The sequence below is a fragment of the Gardnerella sp. DNF01199S genome (genome assembly GCF_049244155.1).
GTDB classification, from domain to species: domain Bacteria; phylum Actinomycetota; class Actinomycetes; order Actinomycetales; family Bifidobacteriaceae; genus Bifidobacterium; species Bifidobacterium piotii.
On the sequence record NZ_CP058380.1, the window covers coordinates 453,062 to 469,994 of the forward strand.

Annotated in this window: 13 protein-coding genes and 1 tRNA gene; 8 read left to right on the forward strand and 6 right to left on the reverse strand. The window is 40.6% G+C overall.

Features of this window, described 5'->3' with window-relative positions; translation table 11 throughout:
* Window positions 1–6: 6 nt before the first annotated feature.
* The 4 genes from HXT45_RS01795 to HXT45_RS01810 all read right to left on the reverse strand — a co-directional run bounded on the left by HXT45_RS01795 (window position 7) and on the right by HXT45_RS01810 (window position 4,347).
* The gene (locus HXT45_RS01795) at window positions 7–1,449 is read right to left on the reverse strand and encodes a sugar nucleotide-binding protein (protein ID WP_421782047.1); all 1,443 of its coding nucleotides are present in this window, start codon (window positions 1,447–1,449) and stop codon (window positions 7–9) included.
* A gap of 118 nt (window positions 1,450–1,567) precedes the next feature.
* Window positions 1,568–2,602, reverse strand: coding sequence for a dTDP-glucose 4,6-dehydratase (gene rfbB, locus HXT45_RS01800; RefSeq protein ID WP_004129905.1), 1,035 nt, complete (start codon window positions 2,600–2,602; stop codon window positions 1,568–1,570).
* 57 nt (window positions 2,603–2,659) lie between these two features.
* Complete coding sequence (locus tag HXT45_RS01805; RefSeq protein ID WP_373271617.1) at window positions 2,660–3,331, reverse strand: ABC transporter ATP-binding protein; 672 nt, start codon at window positions 3,329–3,331, stop codon at window positions 2,660–2,662.
* A 152-nt stretch (window positions 3,332–3,483) separates the two neighbouring features.
* Complete coding sequence (locus HXT45_RS01810) at window positions 3,484–4,347, reverse strand: ABC transporter permease (protein WP_004112141.1); 864 nt, start codon at window positions 4,345–4,347, stop codon at window positions 3,484–3,486.
* Window positions 4,348–4,524: 177 nt separating this feature from the next.
* Here HXT45_RS01810 and HXT45_RS01815 point away from each other — a divergent pair, with 177 nt between their 5' ends.
* A complete protein-coding gene (locus HXT45_RS01815; protein ID WP_421782049.1) occupies window positions 4,525–5,367 on the forward strand; it encodes an NAD-dependent epimerase/dehydratase family protein in 843 nt (280 codons plus the stop codon).
* 65 nt (window positions 5,368–5,432) lie between these two features.
* Window positions 5,433–6,404 carry a glycosyltransferase family 2 protein gene (locus HXT45_RS01820; protein WP_004129916.1) on the forward strand — a complete coding sequence of 324 codons (972 nt, stop codon included), beginning with the start codon at window positions 5,433–5,435 and terminating at the stop codon, window positions 6,402–6,404.
* Window positions 6,405–6,476: 72 nt separating this feature from the next.
* Here the strand turns inward: HXT45_RS01820 and HXT45_RS01825 are convergent, their stop codons facing one another.
* Complete coding sequence (locus HXT45_RS01825; RefSeq protein ID WP_421782052.1) at window positions 6,477–8,165, reverse strand: glucosyltransferase domain-containing protein; 1,689 nt, start codon at window positions 8,163–8,165, stop codon at window positions 6,477–6,479.
* A 154-nt stretch (window positions 8,166–8,319) separates the two neighbouring features.
* Here HXT45_RS01825 and HXT45_RS01830 point away from each other — a divergent pair, with 154 nt between their 5' ends.
* The 6 genes from HXT45_RS01830 to glf all read left to right on the forward strand — a co-directional run bounded on the left by HXT45_RS01830 (window position 8,320) and on the right by glf (window position 16,170).
* Window positions 8,320–9,642 (forward strand): glycosyltransferase family 2 protein, encoded by a 1,323-nt coding sequence (locus tag HXT45_RS01830; RefSeq protein WP_421782054.1) that lies wholly within the window; start codon window positions 8,320–8,322, stop codon window positions 9,640–9,642.
* Window positions 9,643–9,730: 88 nt separating this feature from the next.
* On the forward strand, window positions 9,731–11,674 hold the full coding sequence (locus tag HXT45_RS01835; RefSeq protein WP_421782056.1) for a rhamnan synthesis F family protein: 1,944 nt from the start codon (window positions 9,731–9,733) through the stop codon (window positions 11,672–11,674).
* Window positions 11,667–12,818 carry an acyltransferase family protein gene (locus HXT45_RS01840; RefSeq protein WP_415704625.1) on the forward strand — a complete coding sequence of 384 codons (1,152 nt, stop codon included), beginning with the start codon at window positions 11,667–11,669 and terminating at the stop codon, window positions 12,816–12,818. The genes HXT45_RS01835 and HXT45_RS01840 overlap by 8 nt, the downstream gene beginning before the upstream one ends.
* Window position 12,819: 1 nt before the next feature.
* Window positions 12,820–13,731 carry a glycosyltransferase gene (locus HXT45_RS01845; RefSeq protein WP_415691346.1) on the forward strand — a complete coding sequence of 304 codons (912 nt, stop codon included), beginning with the start codon at window positions 12,820–12,822 and terminating at the stop codon, window positions 13,729–13,731.
* A gap of 19 nt (window positions 13,732–13,750) precedes the next feature.
* Window positions 13,751–14,878, forward strand: a complete 1,128-nt coding sequence (locus HXT45_RS01850; RefSeq protein WP_415691345.1) for a glycosyltransferase family 2 protein — start codon at window positions 13,751–13,753, stop codon at window positions 14,876–14,878.
* A 77-nt stretch (window positions 14,879–14,955) separates the two neighbouring features.
* Window positions 14,956–16,170: a UDP-galactopyranose mutase gene (glf, locus tag HXT45_RS01855; RefSeq protein ID WP_421782272.1), complete on the forward strand. Its 1,215-nt coding sequence runs from the start codon at window positions 14,956–14,958 to the stop codon at window positions 16,168–16,170.
* A 101-nt stretch (window positions 16,171–16,271) separates the two neighbouring features.
* On the opposite strand, the gene HXT45_RS01860 is transcribed toward glf, so the two are convergent.
* Window positions 16,272–16,356, reverse strand: a tRNA-Ser gene (locus tag HXT45_RS01860).
* Between the last annotated feature and the right edge of the window lie 577 nt (window positions 16,357–16,933).

The window sequence follows — 16,933 nt, forward strand, 5'->3', positions numbered from 1 at the left end:
CATCCTTTACTTGTTGTTTTGTTCAATTCTATTTACGTAAGATTCAAGCAAATCTTCCCAATCGTCTGGCGTAAATCCAGCGGACTCGATTTTTTGCAAGTCAAGTGCGCACTTGTGTGGTCTAGGAGAGCCATTAGATATGCGCGTGTAATCGTCTACTCTGTTTGCTTCGATTTTGTTTGTGTCTACATTAAGTTGTGTAAACACTTTTTTAGCAATATCGTGCCAAGACGCGATTTTGCCAGATCCTGTAAGATTGTATGTTCCGTATTGTGCTTGCGTGTTTAGAAGATGGAACATGCCTTTTACTAAGTCGCTTGCAAAAGTGAGTCTTCCAGTTTGATCTATTGGAGCTTGAACACTAACGGATTCGCCATTTTTGCAACGGTTTGCAAAGTCAATCATGCGCGTTACAAAGTTTCGTCCTTCTCCAACAATCCAGCTTGAGCGAATAATATAATGCTGTGGAACATTTGCTACTAGAGAATCTGCAGCGGCTTTTGTTTCGCCGTACACGCCTAGTGGTGCAAAGTCTTCGTTTTCTTTGTGATTTTCTTGAGTGCCGTCAAAAACATAGTCGCTTGAGATGTGCACAAGAGTAATGTGGTGTTCTTGCGCAATTTTTGCAAGATTTGCCACTCCTTTAACGTTGCTATTCCACGCGTCTCTTCGCCCTTGTGGCGTTTGCGCGCCATCTACAGACGTGTATGCTGCAGTGTTAATAATCGTTCCGTACAAATCCCAGTCGTAGCTGTTGTAATCGTCTTTATTTGCTATATCGAAGCTATCTAAGTCTACGTACTCAAATCCTTCTAAATTATGCTCTTTAGCATAGTTTTGTATTGCGCGACCAAGTTGACCATTGCATCCAGTTACAAGAGTGCGCTTTGGTGCCATTGGCTTTGCATCTTTTAGCATTGGATGGTGTAAGTCTGCTTCGCTGCGCTCGGATTCTTCGAGCGGTATTGGCCAATTAATGTGTAATTCTGGGTCTGCAAGGTTTACAAAAGTGTATGTTTTCTTTTGCTCTAGCGACCAGTGTGCATTTACTAAGTAAGTGTATGCTGTGCCGTCTTGCAGTGCTTGGAAGCTGTTTCCTACGCCTCTAGGCACGTAGATTGCTTTGCTTGGGTTTAGTGTGGTTGTGTACACTTGACCGAAGCTTTGCCCTGGTCTTAAATCTACCCATGCGCCAAATACTTCGCCAGTAGCAATGCTTATGTATTTATCCCATGGTTCTGCGTGGATGCCTCTGGTTACTCCGCGTTTTTCGTTGAACGAAATGTTGTTTTGCACAGGCCCAAAGTCGGGGAGACCTAGAGCCGTCATTTTAGCGCGCTGCCAGTTTTCTTTGAACCATCCGCGGTTGTCTCCGTGCACTGGAAGATCGAACACGATTAAACCTGGAATATTGGTTTTTGTAACGCTTAGTTCTTTTTCAAATTCCATAGCATCCTGCAAATTCTTTATTTTTATTAGATTTATGACTATTTTTGGCTAGATTTGCAAACTATTACATACAAGTTGCATGCAATCTTCGTACAAGCAAGCTTGACTTTTATGCGATTCACTGTCCTTGTGCTTTATATTTCGCTTCGGTTGCGCTTTTAGCGCCTTCCCACCATGCTCGATTTTCTGTGTACCATTTGATTGTTTGCTCTAAGCCTGTTGTAAAGTCTGTGTGCTTTGGCTTCCATCCAAGCTGCGTTTGCAATTTTGTGCTGTCGATTGCGTAACGGCGATCGTGGCCTGGGCGATCTTTTACAAGGTCAAAGTCGTCTGCATCTTTGCCCATCATTTCTAGAATCATGCGCAAAACTGTTATATTGTTTTTCTCGCCATTTGCACCAATCAGGTACGTGTTTCCAAGTTCTCCCTTTGTTAGGATTGTCCAAACAGCGCTGCTGTGGTCTTCAGTGTGAATCCAATCTCGCACGTTTAATCCTTGACCGTATAGCTTTGGTCGAATACCCTCTAAAATATTTGTGATTTGTCGAGGAATAAACTTTTCAACATGCTGGTATGGTCCGTAGTTGTTTGAGCAATTGCTGATTGTTGTGTGCAAACCGTATGTGCGAGTCCATGCGCGTACCAACATATCGCTTGCCGCTTTTGTGGAGCTGTATGGGCTGGATGGGTGGTATGGCGTTTCTTCCGTAAATTTAGCTGGGTCGTCTAATGCCAAATCTCCGTACACTTCATCTGTGGAAATGTGATGGTATCGAATGCCGTACTTTCTAACTGCTTCTAGAAGTCTAAAAGTGCCTTCAACGTTGGTTTTAAGGAATGGTTCAGGGTCTGCAATGCTGTTGTCATTATGCGATTCTGCAGCGTAGTGCACAATAGCGTCGTGACCTGGAACAAGCTTATCTAAAAGCTCAGCATCGCAAATATTGCCGTGCACAAAATCAACTCTGTCTTCTGGCAATCCTGCAATATTTTCAATATTTCCTGCGTACGTTAACGCGTCTAATACTGTTACGTGCGTTTCTGGGTGATTGTTCACTACGTAGTGCACAAAATTAGACCCAATAAAGCCACATCCGCCAGTTACAATTATGTTTTTTGGCTCAAAGTTTGTTGTGTTACTCATGTTTTCCATAATATCCTCTTATATGCCTTTTGCTTTTTAGTTTTGATTATTGTTTAAGATTTTTGTTTATGCTTTATTGTTTAAGCTTTCTCGCATTGCGTTAAATGCTGGCTCGGCTTCACCGTCGTAAATCATGTGTGAATGAGACAGCACTATGCAGCGAGAGCAAAGTTGCTTAATTTGATCTTCGCTGTGCGAAACAATTACCATTGTTTGCCCTCGTTTTTGCTGTTCTTTAAGCCTAGTAATGCACTTGTGTTGGAAAGCTTCGTCTCCAACTGCAAGAATTTCGTCGATTAAGAATATGTCTGGATCGCTGTGCGCTGCTACAGAAAACGCTAATCGTAAGAACATTCCAGAAGAGTAGAACTTAACTTCTGTGTCCATAAAAGGCTCTATTTCGCTAAAGTCTACTATTGATTGGTATTTATCGTCTATTTCTTCTTTTGTCATTCCAAGAATTGCGCCGTTAAGATACACGTTTTCGCGACCAGTTAAGTCTGCAGCAAATCCTGCTCCAACTTCGATTAGTCCTGCGATTCTTCCGCGCGCACAAACTTCGCCTTCGTCTGGTTGCATAACTCCAGAAAGCATTTTAAGCATAGTGGACTTTCCAGAGCCATTCATGCCTATTAGTCCAACAGTTTCGCCGCGTTTAATAGTAAAACTAACATTGCTTAAAGCTGTAAAGTTTTGTGTCTCGTGCTTTTTAGACGGCGGTGTTAGCAAGTTTACAATCGACTCTTTAATCGAATGATTTGCTCGCAGCGAGAATCGTTTAGTAACGTTAGAAACGCTTAACACAACGTCTTCTGGAAGTGTGTTATAAGGCTTATTCATATATAACTCCTGCTGCTCTTAAAAGTAAAATCCACAAAATCTTAGTAAGCTTAAATTTCTTGAGCAAACTTGCCTTCAAGATGTCTAAATGTAACTTCGCCAATAAGTAGTACAGCAAATGCAACTACAAGGCTTTCGCAAAGTCTTAAAGACCAAGCTCCTGCAAATTGGAAAGTGCGATCTGTGGCATTTAGCCAGAATCCGCGGTGGAATGCTTCAACGCTTATTGCAATAGGATTTGCATAATACATCTCTAAAACCCATCGTGGTGCGTGAGCTGCAACCATCTGCCACGTGTAGAAGCACGGCGCAAGCCATACAGCAACCATTGCTACCAAGTCTGTAATGTTTTCTGCATCTCTGTAAAAAACGTTTATTGCTCCAAAGAATAATCCAAGACCAAACGCAAACGTACACACGCTAATAAATCCGATTATTGCCACTATTACGCCTGCAAAATCTGGAATCCACCCCATGCATAAGGCTCCGATTATAAGCACGATTACTTGTGGGAAAAAGTGCACAAAAGCAACTCGTAGCGATGCAAGTGGGAATAGCTCTCTAGGAAGATAGATTTTTTGTATTAAGCCAGCATTAGAAAGTATTGATCTTGTGCAATTAGAGAATGCTTCTACAAAAAAGTTTGTTACTATGATTCCGCTAAAAAGGTACAGTGGGTAGGCTTGAATTCCACCTCCGCGGCCAAGTCCTAAGAAAATTCCCATTGCAACGTAGAACACTACAAATTGTGTTATTGGCTTTACGTACGTCCAAGCCATACCGAGCCAAGAACCGCGATATCTTATGCGTACTTCTTTTTTTACAAGTAAGTCAAGCAAATAAAGGTATCTTGGAATGTCAATCAGACCTTTGCTTCTACCAGGGTGATAGATGGCGTCAGACTTTGTTGTCATCGCTGCCTTTCTTACAAAATTTGCAGTGTGCATGCACGTATAACTTTGTTAAGTTTACATTTGGGGATTGATTTGTGCTAATAACTAGCACGTGTTTTGTGTTAGGTTGCTTTTGTTTATAGCTTTACTGTGCTTGGCATGTTTGAAAGTTTTTATACGCTGCTAAACTGAAAAATTATGAGTAAGCGAATTCTTGTTACTGGTGCTGGTGGATATATTGGTCGTCACGTTGTTAAAGCTCTTTTAGATGCAGGCGCTAGCGTAATTGCTTCCGACTTGCGTTTAGACGGTGTTGATGAGCGTGCAACGCGTATTGAAGCGAATATTTTTAGCGATGATGCTGATTTGTTCACAAAGCTTGGGTCCCCAGACGTTTGCTTGCACATGGCTTGGCGCAACGGTTTTAAGCATGCTGCAGACACGCACATGGAAGATTTATCGAACCATTACCGCTTTATTCGTCTTATGCTTTCGGGTGGCTTAAAGCAGATTGCTGTTATGGGTTCTATGCACGAAGTTGGCTACTGGGAGGGCGCTATTGATGAGAGCACGCCTTGCAAGCCAGCTTCTATGTATGGCATTTCTAAGAATGCTTTGCGTGAAGCTACTTTGCTTTTGGGTAAAGAGTATAATGCCACTGTTCAATGGATTCGTGCGTACTACATTGTTGGCGACGACGCTCGTGGAAACTCTATTTTCTCTAAACTTCTTCAAGCTGCTCAAGAAGGAAAGAAGACTTTTCCGTTTACCACTGGAAAAAACAAGTACGATTTTATTAATGTAGACGTGTTGGCTAAGCAAATTGCTGCAACCGTTTTGCAAGATAAAGTAAATGGCGTAATTAATTGCTGCACGGGGGAGCCTGTTTCGCTTGCAGATCGCGTTGAGCGTTACATTCGCGAGAATAATCTTGATATTTCGCTTGAGTATGGCGCATTTCCAGATAGACCATACGATTCTCCAGCAGTTTGGGGAGATAATAGCAAAATCCAAAAGATTATGAGTGATTTTCTAAAATAGTTATTGCAAATCGTCACTTTTCTGGATTTTTAATGCTAAATTATGGTTTTTAGAAAGGATTAAAGTTGCGTGAAACATTACAAAACGGCAAGTGCCCATGCATATATTTTGTTCTTCCTTGCTACAACGAGGAGCCTGTTCTTCCGCATACTTCTAGTATTCTTTTAAGCAAAGTTACTTTTCTTATTGAAAATAAGATTATTTCGGATTCTAGCCGTATTCTTTTTGTGGATGATGGTTCTAGAGATTCAACTTGGAATATTATTTGCGATTTACACCAGTCGAATCCTTCGCTTTTTGGCGGAGTAAAGCTTGCGCATAATCGTGGTCATCAAAATGCTTTGCTTGCTGGCTTAACTACAGCATATAAATCTGGTTGCGATGCTGCAATTTCCATGGACGCTGATTTGCAAGACGATGTTGATGTTGTTGATCAATTTATTGCAAAATATGTGGAAGGCTACGAGGTTGTGTATGGCGTTCGCTCGTCTAGAGAAACAGACACGTGGTTTAAGCGCAATACTGCATTAGCTTTTTACAGTGTTTTTAAGTGGATGGGTGCAGAAACCGTTCCAAATCATGCCGATTATAGACTTATGGGCAAGAATGCGTTGAAAGCTCTTTTGGAATATAAAGAAGTTAATCTTTTCTTGCGTGGCATAGTGCCGTCGATTGGCTTTAAGTCAACAAAAGTTGAGTATGTACGCGGTAAGCGCAAAGCTGGTGTGTCTAAGTATCCGCTTAAAAAGATGATTTCGTTTGCTATAGACGGTATTACGTCTTTTTCTACTAAGCCTTTGAGTTTTGTAACATTTGCAGGATTCGCGTCTATTTTAGTTTCGCTATGCGTATTTGTTTACGTAATAGTTTCCGTTTTGCAAGGAAAAGCAGTTGCTGGCTGGGGTTCTGTTATGTTCTCAATGTGGTTTATTGGCGGATTGATTATGCTTTCAATCGGCATTGTGGGCGAATACATTGGAAAGATTTATATGGAATCTAAGCATCGCCCACGTTACGAGATTGAAACACTTATTTAAGTTGCTAACGCTTTATACTTGTTTGTTTGGTACATTTATAAAGCGTTAACAACTTTATTTTTAGTTAGTAATTTAGAATTTTACGATTATATACTTGTTATCTAAAACAGTAGTGCATTCATTCGAAGGCCAAGAAGGAATATCTTGCGCGGCTTTTTCTGCATTCATATAGTCGGATTCTGATCCAAGTGTTTCTAGATTAACTCCAGTAGTTGAGCTTATGAAACCACTTTTTACCCATGTGCCGTGAGTAGTTGAGAATCCAATCTCAAACATTGATCGCCCAATAAGTTCAAGCTGATTTGACTTAAATTCATTAGGATTGTAGTTTGCTTTATGATTTCCAACGAATACTACTTTAAGCGGATTTTTATGATTTGCTTGTATTGCTTCTATTCTTCTAACAACGTCTTGAGCAATGTAATAGTCTTGGTTGTAAGTCATGTATTCCGTGTAATACAAGCGGTTTACTGTAAACGACTGGCTTAATCCAATAATTGCAAGAAGAACGCATGCAATAATCGTTGTTAAAGTCTTTTTGCTAAATTGCATAATGTAATGCAACAAATACATGCATGCAAAAGCTCCAGCAAGAGGGTATGTTAGTTCCGTTCGCGCTACTCCAGATGTTCCAAGTATTACGCTCATCATCATAGGGCTTGCAACTATAGCAATAGCAAAAATAATAGTAAAAGCGTTAAGTTTTTTACGAATCACTTGAACAATAATTAACAGCACTAAAGCAATTAATGCAATTGTTATAAATACGCTATGGAATATTGTTCTTCCTAGATACATGCTTTTTGCATGCGAAAGTATAGTATGAATGATTGTTGATATAGGGTCTTTGCCCCAGCGCATTTGGTTCTTAATGTATGGATCCGTAAAGGTGTGGTTGGCAGCCATAACAATCTTGTTCAAAATCGCATAGCATGCATAACTTGCTATAAACACGCAAATATACGTAAAAACGTAAGTTACTGTGTTTTTGAATTTGCATGCATAGTTTCCTTTAACTATTAGCGCAATCATGGCTGTTCCAGCAATAAAAACAGTAGTCATTGCTAGGTAGATTGTGAATCCAAAAAGTGCAAAAACAATAGCCATTAGTGAGTATGTTAAAAGAGTTTTAAGTTCTTTACGATTTTGGTACGCGTTATGCGCACACATAAGCGATATGCTAACAAACATTAGCGCACAAGCTACATCATCTCCCATAAGCAAGAATCCAAGCATTTCTGCAAGAATAGGAGCGCTTATAAACGGAATTATAAATAAAGCTGGGTGGAATTTTGCGCCTAAATTATGCGATTTGCTAAACAAGTATGCCCATGTTGTTGCAGACGCAAAAAGCGCAAGAACCATTAAGATTCCAGCTAATGAATTGTTATACCAGTATCTTCCTGTAATGTACTTAAAAGCTAGCAATCCAAAGCGTTCTAGGCGAATCCAAGAATTATAAAGATTGTTTGCGCGTGCAATCATCCCCTCTGTATCTATAGAGAAAGTGTTAGAAAAAGCTTTTTGGCCGTATGCAATAATCAAAAAAATCGCGCTTATTGCAAGTTCTGCAACATTAGATTTACAAAAATAAATGAAGTCTTTAAAAGAATACGTTTTTTCTGCAACTGTATCAATTGCGTTATTATCTATGCTTTTTTCGTTATTTTTTACTAGCACGTTATTTTTTACTAGCACAGATGAGTTGTGTATTGGATTATTATTTAGTGTTTTAATGCCACTAGACTCCGTTTGATTCATGATACAACCTTTCTATGCGTTTAATCTATATGCGCTACTTACAATTGTATTATAAGATTCTATACATGCTCAACAAGCTATAAGGATTACGTTTAGTAGTACAATAGACATGATTTGTGCTGTTTTACTGATTAGTGTGCAATGGAGACGATTTATGAATCCTGCAATTTCCATAGTGGTTCCCGCTTATAACAAAGAGCCGTATATTAAGCAATGTATGGATTCACTTATTAATCAAACCCTTAAAAACATTGAGATTGTTGTTGTTGACGACGCTAGTACAGATAATACTTTGCAAATTCTTCGCGATTACGAGAAAAAAGATTCTAGAGTAAAAATTATTGCTAAGGCTTTGAATGGCGGATTGCATATGGCTCGTAAAACCGCTGTTAAGGCAACTAGCGGAGATTACGTTCTTTTTGTTGACGCAGACGATGAGATTGAGCTTAAAACTTGCGAAGTTCTTTACTCGTACGTTAGTAGTCATCCCGCAGATATATTGCATTTTGGTGTTTCTATTCATCCAGAAGGCAAATCGGACGAAGATTTTGCATACAGTTACGATCAAATGTATGCGCAAACCAATGGAGATCAATCGGGAGACAATATTATAAAATCGTCGTTCTCTAGCGATTTTCCGCATTGGATGCCTTGGAATGTAATAACAGCACTTTTTAATGGCGATTTAATACGCGCTTCTTTTGAAAAAACAGTTTCTACTAGACTCACTAAAGTCGAAGACGCATACGAATACTTTGTAACGGCATCTTCTGCTAAGACTTTGAAGGACTTAACGGCGTTCCGCGCGCTTAAATACCATATTGGCAGAGGAATTTCTGGAAGATCTAAAATAAGCGTTGAAAGATTTAGCACGGAACAGCAATACATTAAAGATGTTGTGAATGCTTTTTGCGATTTTGCTGGCGATTTTGTTGACGATTCCAATGGTATTTTTGTTAATGATTCTTTCGACGATTGTGCGCTGAAAAGTCGCAAGCAAACCGTTGAAGAAGCTGCAAAATGGTTTAATAATCGCGCTTTGAAAATAGTAAAAGATGAGTTCTTTACAAGACTAAAAGTCGAGGATTTTCAAGAAGCAATAAACGCTGTTATTGAAACATGGGGATTAGAGCGCGCGTGCTTGATTGTGCTAGAAGAGCTTGTGCACCTTATGAATCAAGTTGTAGAAGATGATTGCGTAATAAAACACGGCTCCGTTTGTGATGCTCTTCTTAACGTTTACCGAAACATTAAACCAGATAGTTTTAATGATTCACAGAACGCAACTTATGCTGAGCAAGTAGACTTAATGTCTTTGCATATTATGCAAGTGAGTAAACAAAAATACGAAGAAGAACAAAAACGTTTGCAAATTGAAGAGCAAAAACGTTATGACGCAATGCCAGCTTATAAGCGTTTTGCAAAAAAGATAAAAAATATGGTTAAAAACTTAATTAAACCAAAGAATGATAAATAAAGTCTAAAAAATAAATTTGAGATTAAACAAAATACAAAATTACACAATAGAATAATAAAAGATAATTAAAGGTAAATCGGGAGATAACATGATTTTGGAAAATCCAAAGCGCTTGGGCATTTTCTTCTTCTATGATGCGCAAGGTCACGCAGACCGTTATGTGTCTACGTTGCTTGACGGATTTAAGCCATTCTTTAACGAGCTTGCGATTGTAGTAAACGGAAAAATAGACGAACCAAGCAAAGCAATGCTTAAAAGCTATGCGAATAAGTTTATTTTGCGCGAAAACAAGGGTTTTGACGTGTGGGCGTACAAAACTGCAATGGACTCTTACGGTTGGGAGAATCTGGAAAAGTTTGATGAAGTAGTGTTATTTAACGCTACGATTATGGGGCCAGTTTATCCGTTTAGCGAAATGTTTAACGCTATGAACGCAAAAGACCTTGATTTTTGGGGCATAACAAAGTTTCATAAGGTTAATGGAGACCCGTTTGGATACAGTCCGTACGGATATTTGCCAGAACATATTCAATCGCATTTTCACGCATACAGAAAAAGCTTTGTTCAATCCAAAGATTTTCAGGATTATTGGAATAATCTTCCACCAATCAACAGCTACTTTGAGTCGGTTGGATTACATGAATCTGTGTTTACAAAGCGATTTGCAGACAAGGGATACAAGTGGTCTGTATACGTTGATACGAGTGATTTAGAAGGCTATTCTTATGGTCCAATAACGTATGCTGCAAGGCAGATTGTGGAATATAAGCGTTGCCCGATTTTTAAGCGCAGGTCTTTCTTCCACGATTACTCCGACGTTTCTACGCAATCTGTTGGAAATTCGGCATTGGATTTATATGAGTATTTGCGGGATCACACCGATTACAACACGGATTTGATTTGGGAAAATGCTTTGCGAAGCATGAATATGGCAGATTTGATGAAGAATCTTCATTTGCGATACATTTTGCCGCAAAATCAGATTGTAGAAAACTCATCAACAGCTACATCAACATCTACTGCTAAGCCTGCATCTAAGCCAAAAGTCGCGTTGTGCATGCACTTGTATTACATGGATTTGCTAGATAAAAGTTTGCACTATATTCAATCCATGCCGCAAGGATGTGACGTTATTTTAACTGTAGGATCGAAAGAAAACCAGCAAATCGTGAAACAACGCGTGAAACAACTTCCGTATAACGTAGACGTGCGGTTGATTGAAAATAGAGGTAGAGATGTGAGCGCATTCTTAGTGGGCGGCGGCGCAGATCTTATGAAGTACGATTACGTATGCTTTGCTCACGATAAAAAAGTCACGCAATTATCTCCTCGAAGCATAGGTGACGGATTCGCTTACAAGTGTTTTGAAAATATTCTTGCAAGTAAAGAGTATGTGCAAAACGTTATAAATCTATTTGAAACGCATCCGCGACTTGGAATGGCAATGCCAACGCCGCCAAATCATGCAGACTACTTCCCAGGATTTACATACACTTGGGGTCCAAACTTTGAGGGTACAAAGAAATTCCTAGAAAAAACGTTAGGAATCAGCGTTCCGTTAGACGAAAACAAAGACGCTATAGCTCCGCTTGGCACAATGTTCTGGTTCCGCACGAAAGCACTGCACGGGCTATTGGATAGAAAGTGGACTTACGAAGATTTCCCAGCAGAACCGCTAAAAATAGACGGAACGTTGTTGCACTTTATAGAGCGAGCATACGGGTATGTGCCGCAATCAAACGGCTACTACGACGCATACATATTCTCCGACCACTTTGCGCGAATAGAGATGACGAATCTAGAATTCGATGTTCGAGAACTATCAAAATCTGTTAGCACGCCGTGGATTAAGCACAATTTGGAAGAAACTTGTAGAGAAGTAATGCGCGGAAAGCGCTTCCGCTACACTGTTTTAAGAGTGCTAAAAAGTATTGCAAAACGCGTATTTTATAAGGCTTTGTACATAGCTCAAAGAATTGTACACATTTGTCGTAAAGGTAACGTTGGTAGTGAAGGTAAAGAAGATGAGTGATATAAGCGTAAATACAGACGCAACAAAATGCGTTCGCGCGCGCGCAAAAAAACCGCGACTTTTCTATTTGGATTGGATTCGCGCAATAGCTGCGATTTTGATTGTTGTAACTCATTTTAACAATCCGTATTTGGAGCCTACGCGATTCTTTGTAAATAGGCCATTTGGAATTTACATTGGTGGATTAGGAGTATCGCTATTTTTGATTATTTCTGGCGCCGCTCTTATGTACAACTACGGGGATAGAGAAAGCCTGGATTTGCGCACATTCTACACAAAGCGCGCAAAAACGTTGTATCCAATGTTTTGGGTGGCATTTGTAGTGGCGAATATTTTACTGTTTGTTCGCAATAATGGCTATATTTTTGTACCAAGGCATAAGATAACAGTAATTTTTTCGCTTTTTGGAATGGATGGATATGCTTCTGCATTCGGTGTAGGCACATTTTACACTTTAGGTGAATGGTTCCTCGGATTCATAATACTGTTTTACATAGTGTTTCCGCTTTTAAGAGTTGGTGTAAACAAAATGCCAATAGCAACTGTGTGCATTGTGTTGACTCTATATGCTGTAACAGTTGTGTTCTTTATGTTTTACCAGATTCCACGAGTGCCGTCTGATATTCTTTTAACAACAAGATTGCCAGAATTAGTATTTGGCATGATTTTTGTAAAGTTTATTAAAAAAGTGCCGCATTGGCTTGCAGCAGTATCTTTTGTGATTCTTGCAGCACAACAATTAACGCACATATTAAAAGACAATATTGCAGTTACGGTTGTAGGAATATTAGCATTCTTATTGCTGTCTTACATTGGCGAACTTGTTAAAAGTTTTAAGCCACTAAGCGCGTGCACAAAGTTTATATCCGCATATTCGTACCCGATTTTTTTGGTTCACCACGTGTTAATAATGCAAGTGTTTACAGTAATATACCCTGTGTGGCTTAATCGCTGGCAAGCGTACGGATTGCTAATCGCAGAGTTTGTGGTGATTCTTGTGCTTTCTGTAATGCTCAAGCGTTTTACAAACTTGATTGTTGGTTTTGTGAGCAAATGTTGCGTGAAAAGTGGTAGCAAGAATAGCGTTGAAAGTGCTGTGAGAAATCGCAGTGATAATAGCAGCACGAATCGCAGTTTGGATTAACATGCATATTTGTGCAGGAATAATCACCTATAATCCAACTTTAACAGACGTAAGCACGTGTTTAGAAGCGTTATGCAATCAAGTAGAGCGCGTAATAATCGTAGACAATGCGTCTAAAAATGTTAAAAGCTTGCAAGAAGTTGTAAGCAAATACGCAAACGTGACTTTAGTTAAAAACAGTCAAAATATTGGTTTTGCAAAAGCATTGACGCAAGTGTTTGAATGGGCAAAATCGCAAGGTTTTAACTGGGTTCTAACGCTTAACGACGATTCTGTTGTGCCAAGCAACATGATTAGCGAATACAAGAAAATCCTAGAAAATCAGGGAAGTCTTGTAAATCAAAAAAATGCAAAAAATTCAAAAATCGCAATTGTATGCTCTTTGCTAAAAAACCGTTTAGACGGCACGATTTTACACAGCAAGTGTCACGAAGACGAATGCATAACGTCTGGAAGCTTAACAAGCGTAGAAGCGTGGGCTAAGATCGGCGGATTTGACGAATGGCTAGAAATCGACGGAGTAGACTTCGACTTTTCAAGGAGACTAGTGCGCGCTGGCTGGCAAATCGTAGAATGCCAAAACGTTATAATGGAACACCAAATCGGCAAAGCGCGCTCAATAAACTTGATTATAAAACACCCAATCGTGTGGAACCACAACGCAAATCGCAAGTACTACATAGCGCGAAATATGCAAGTAGTGGACTACAAAATGGGAACATACTCGTACGTTAAGTCGTTGCGTGCGGTTGTGCGAGATATGATTTTCGTTGCTTTGTGGGAAAAGAATAAATTTGCTAAGATTCGCGCGATGATACGCGGATTTAAGGATGGGCAGAAGAAGATTCGTCAAATGCGCAAAATCTCATCTAGCAAAATCTCATCTTGTAAAGCAGAACAGAACGCGGTTTGAAAGGATAGCAATGATAGCAATGGAAAATTATGCTAAAAACGAAAATCCGCTAGTTTCTATAATCGTGCCAGTCTACAATTCTGCAAAATATTTGAGCGGATGCGTGGACTCGATTCTTGCGCAAACGTACAAAAACATAGAGCTGATTTTGGTAGACGATGGATCAAAAGACGATTCGGGTAAAATTTGCGATTCGTATGCATCAAAAGATTCGCGAGTTAAAGTAATACACCAACAAAACGGCGGAATATCGCGCGCGCAAAACGCAGGGCTAGATGCAGCGAGTGGGGAATTTATAGCGTTTGCAGACAATGACGATATTCTAGATTGTAAAAATATTGAGATTTTGTTAAACGCGCTTTTGCAAAGCGGAGCTAGTATGAGCAAAGCGAAATGGCGTCAATTTGGGCTAAGTAGTTTAGAGCAGATTAAAAAAGAAGCTGGCTTGAGTGCGAGTGGATTGGGTGCGGATAAGTCGCAAGCAACCGCGCGTTTAGAGAACGCGACTCAAATAAAAATCGTAAAAAATCCTCTAAAAGCGTATCAAACTGTATTTTGCAAAATATTTAGAATAATCGGAAACAAGCTGGGCAAAAACAGCGAAGCGCGCTACTTTAACGAAGCGAATTGGTGCAGGCTTTACAAGCGAGAAATCTGGGAGGGAGTGCGATTCCCCGAAGGAAAGTTTGCGCAAGACACGGCGATGGCAAGCGTGCTGTACTCGCGCATGAATTACGTGGCTCACGTGGACGCAGTGCTGTATTACTGGCTGCAACGCACGGATTCTGTAACGCATAAAATGCGAGACGCGGGCTTTTACCACGATCATATAGACGCAGTTCGAGCAAATTGGGATTTGTGCTTAGAACACAACGTTTTGCCAGCAAGAAGCTACTACACAATGGTTGGGAATTTGCGTTACGAGCGATGCGCGATGAAAAGCGGAGAAAATACGCTTAAAAGCGGAAAAAATAGCGACGCAGAAATCCAAAAAATATACGAAAAAAATTATGCTAAAGACGTAGAATTTGCTAAATCAGCTGTTAAAAAGCTTACGATTTTACAGCGCGCGCAATGTTTTACTATGGCGTGTGTTAGGAATCTTGAAAAAATAATCTACGATTGCAAAATCAAAAATATGAAGTAATGCATTAAAAATATGAAGTAATGCAATTAAAAATCGAAGAGTAAGTGCAAATCAGAAAGCAAGAAATGAGTGGGAAAATGAGCGAATACCCAGATTTAGTGGTTGTTGGAGCAGGATTGTTCGGCCTAACTGTGGCTCAGCAGGCTGCAGAACGCGCTGGCGCTCGCGTTGAGATTATTGACGTGCGTAATCACATTGGCGGCAACGCTTACTCGTATTTTGACGAGCGCACGGGAATTGAAATCCACAAGTATGGCGCGCATCTTTTCCACACCAGCAACAAGCGAGTGTGGGATTATGTAAATCGTTTTACGTCTTTTACCAACTACGTGCATCGCGTGTATGCAACGCATGACGGCGAAGTTTACCCGCTGCCAATCAACTTGGGTACAATTAACCAGTTCTTCCACGCTCACTACACGCCAGAAGAAGCAAAGGCGCTTATTGAAAGCCAGGCAGGTGAGCTGGCTGGTAAAGATCCGCAGAATCTAAACGATAAGGGCATTAGTTTAATTGGGCGTCCGCTTTACGAGGCGTTTATTAAAAACTACACAGCAAAACAGTGGCAAACAGATCCTTCTAAGCTGCCTGCTGGAATTATTAAGCGTTTGCCTGTGCGATTTAACTACAATAATCGTTACTTTAAAGACACTTGGGAAGGCTTGCCTACAGACGGATACACTGCTTGGATGCAGCGCATGATTGATAATCCGCTGATTCACGTTTCGCTTGGAGTGGACTTTTTCAACGAATCGCAGCCGTTTAATAAGCGCGCGTTGGCGGAAGCTGGAGTGCCAGTGGTTTATACGGGGCCAGTGGATAGGTATTTTGACTACGCGCTTGGCGAGTTAAAGTGGCGTACTGTTGACTTTAAAGAGGTGCGTTATAAGGAGAATGACCACTTTGGCTGCCCAGTTATGAACTATTCGGATGCAGATGTTCCGTTTACGCGCGCGATTGAGTTTAAGAACTTTAATCCAGAGCGCGGGGAGGTTGAGGGCGTTGCTAGCGGCGATGCTGATTTTGTGCCAGGTAAAAGCGTTAAAGCTGGGGAGACTGTGGTTTGGCAGGAGTATTCTCGCGCAGCCAGCCGCGAGGATGAGCCGTATTATCCAGTGAACACGGAGGAAGATAAAGCCTTGTATGTGCGCTATGCGGAGCTTGCAGCGGCTGAGCCGAACACTGTTTTTGGTGGGCGATTGGGAACATACAACTACTACGATATGCACAATGTGATTGATATGGCTTTGCGCGCTTACGAATCGCAAGTAGCGCCACTTATTGCGCGCTAAGCGTAAATAAGTCTGGTATAAATAAAGCTGGTATAAATAAAGCTGTGCAAAGTATATAGTACGAAAAAGGGCTTCTAGTGATTGGCTAGAAACCCTACTCGCGGAGAATACGAGATTCGAACTCGTGAGGCTGTTACACCAACACGCTTTCCAAGCGTGCGCCATAGACCACTAGGCGAATTCTCCACATCAATCATTGTGCTAAATCGCATAACAAAAGACAACTTAAATAAGATAACATAGTGTGCGGATAATGCAAAATCGCGCGTTGCGCGAATCGACGATTTCGAGCTGCATAATGCGCGGGCGCGACGACCTGCCTTTTCGCTTAAAGCGTAGCGCGAATCGACTTGCATGAGCGCTTAAAGCGTAGCGCGCGAATGCACTTCGATTCGCTGAGCCGCTCAAACGTAAAGTCCAATGGACTTTACGTGCGGCGAAGACGTTAGCGCGCTTAGGCCGCGCTAACGATTTTCCAATTCGGAGCGCTGAGCTTGCTTAAGGTTGAAAGCACAGTGTGCTTTCAACGCAAGCGAAAACGTGAGCGCGCTGTAACGCGCGAGCGACATTTTTAACGTTTTTGCGATTCTTAAATCACCTTAATAGATTTATTGCACACACAATCCTTGCAATTGCGTGTTGTCGATTATGTGCGTGTTGTTGATTATATGATAGTGTAGATTTTTCATATGTAGTAAGCGATTTGCCAGACTTGCGATTTGCGACTTACTACAGATGCGCAAAACTACAGGATTATTAGCAA

Coding starts and splice junctions, on each gene's coding strand:
- HXT45_RS01795 (WP_421782047.1), bottom strand. CDS start 1,449: ATGGAATTTGAAAAAGAACTAAGCGTTACAAAAACCAATATTCCAGGT.
- rfbB (WP_004129905.1), bottom strand. CDS start 2,602: ATGGAAAACATGAGTAACACAACAAACTTTGAGCCAAAAAACATAATT.
- HXT45_RS01810 (WP_004112141.1), bottom strand. CDS start 4,347: ATGACAACAAAGTCTGACGCCATCTATCACCCTGGTAGAAGCAAAGGT.
- HXT45_RS01815 (WP_421782049.1), top strand. CDS start 4,525: ATGAGTAAGCGAATTCTTGTTACTGGTGCTGGTGGATATATTGGTCGT.
- HXT45_RS01825 (WP_421782052.1), bottom strand. CDS start 8,165: ATGAATCAAACGGAGTCTAGTGGCATTAAAACACTAAATAATAATCCA.
- HXT45_RS01830 (WP_421782054.1), top strand. CDS start 8,320: ATGAATCCTGCAATTTCCATAGTGGTTCCCGCTTATAACAAAGAGCCG.
- HXT45_RS01835 (WP_421782056.1), top strand. CDS start 9,731: ATGATTTTGGAAAATCCAAAGCGCTTGGGCATTTTCTTCTTCTATGAT.
- HXT45_RS01840 (WP_415704625.1), top strand. CDS start 11,667: ATGAGTGATATAAGCGTAAATACAGACGCAACAAAATGCGTTCGCGCG.
- HXT45_RS01845 (WP_415691346.1), top strand. CDS start 12,820: ATGCATATTTGTGCAGGAATAATCACCTATAATCCAACTTTAACAGAC.
- HXT45_RS01850 (WP_415691345.1), top strand. CDS start 13,751: ATGGAAAATTATGCTAAAAACGAAAATCCGCTAGTTTCTATAATCGTG.
- glf (WP_421782272.1), top strand. CDS start 14,956: ATGAGCGAATACCCAGATTTAGTGGTTGTTGGAGCAGGATTGTTCGGC.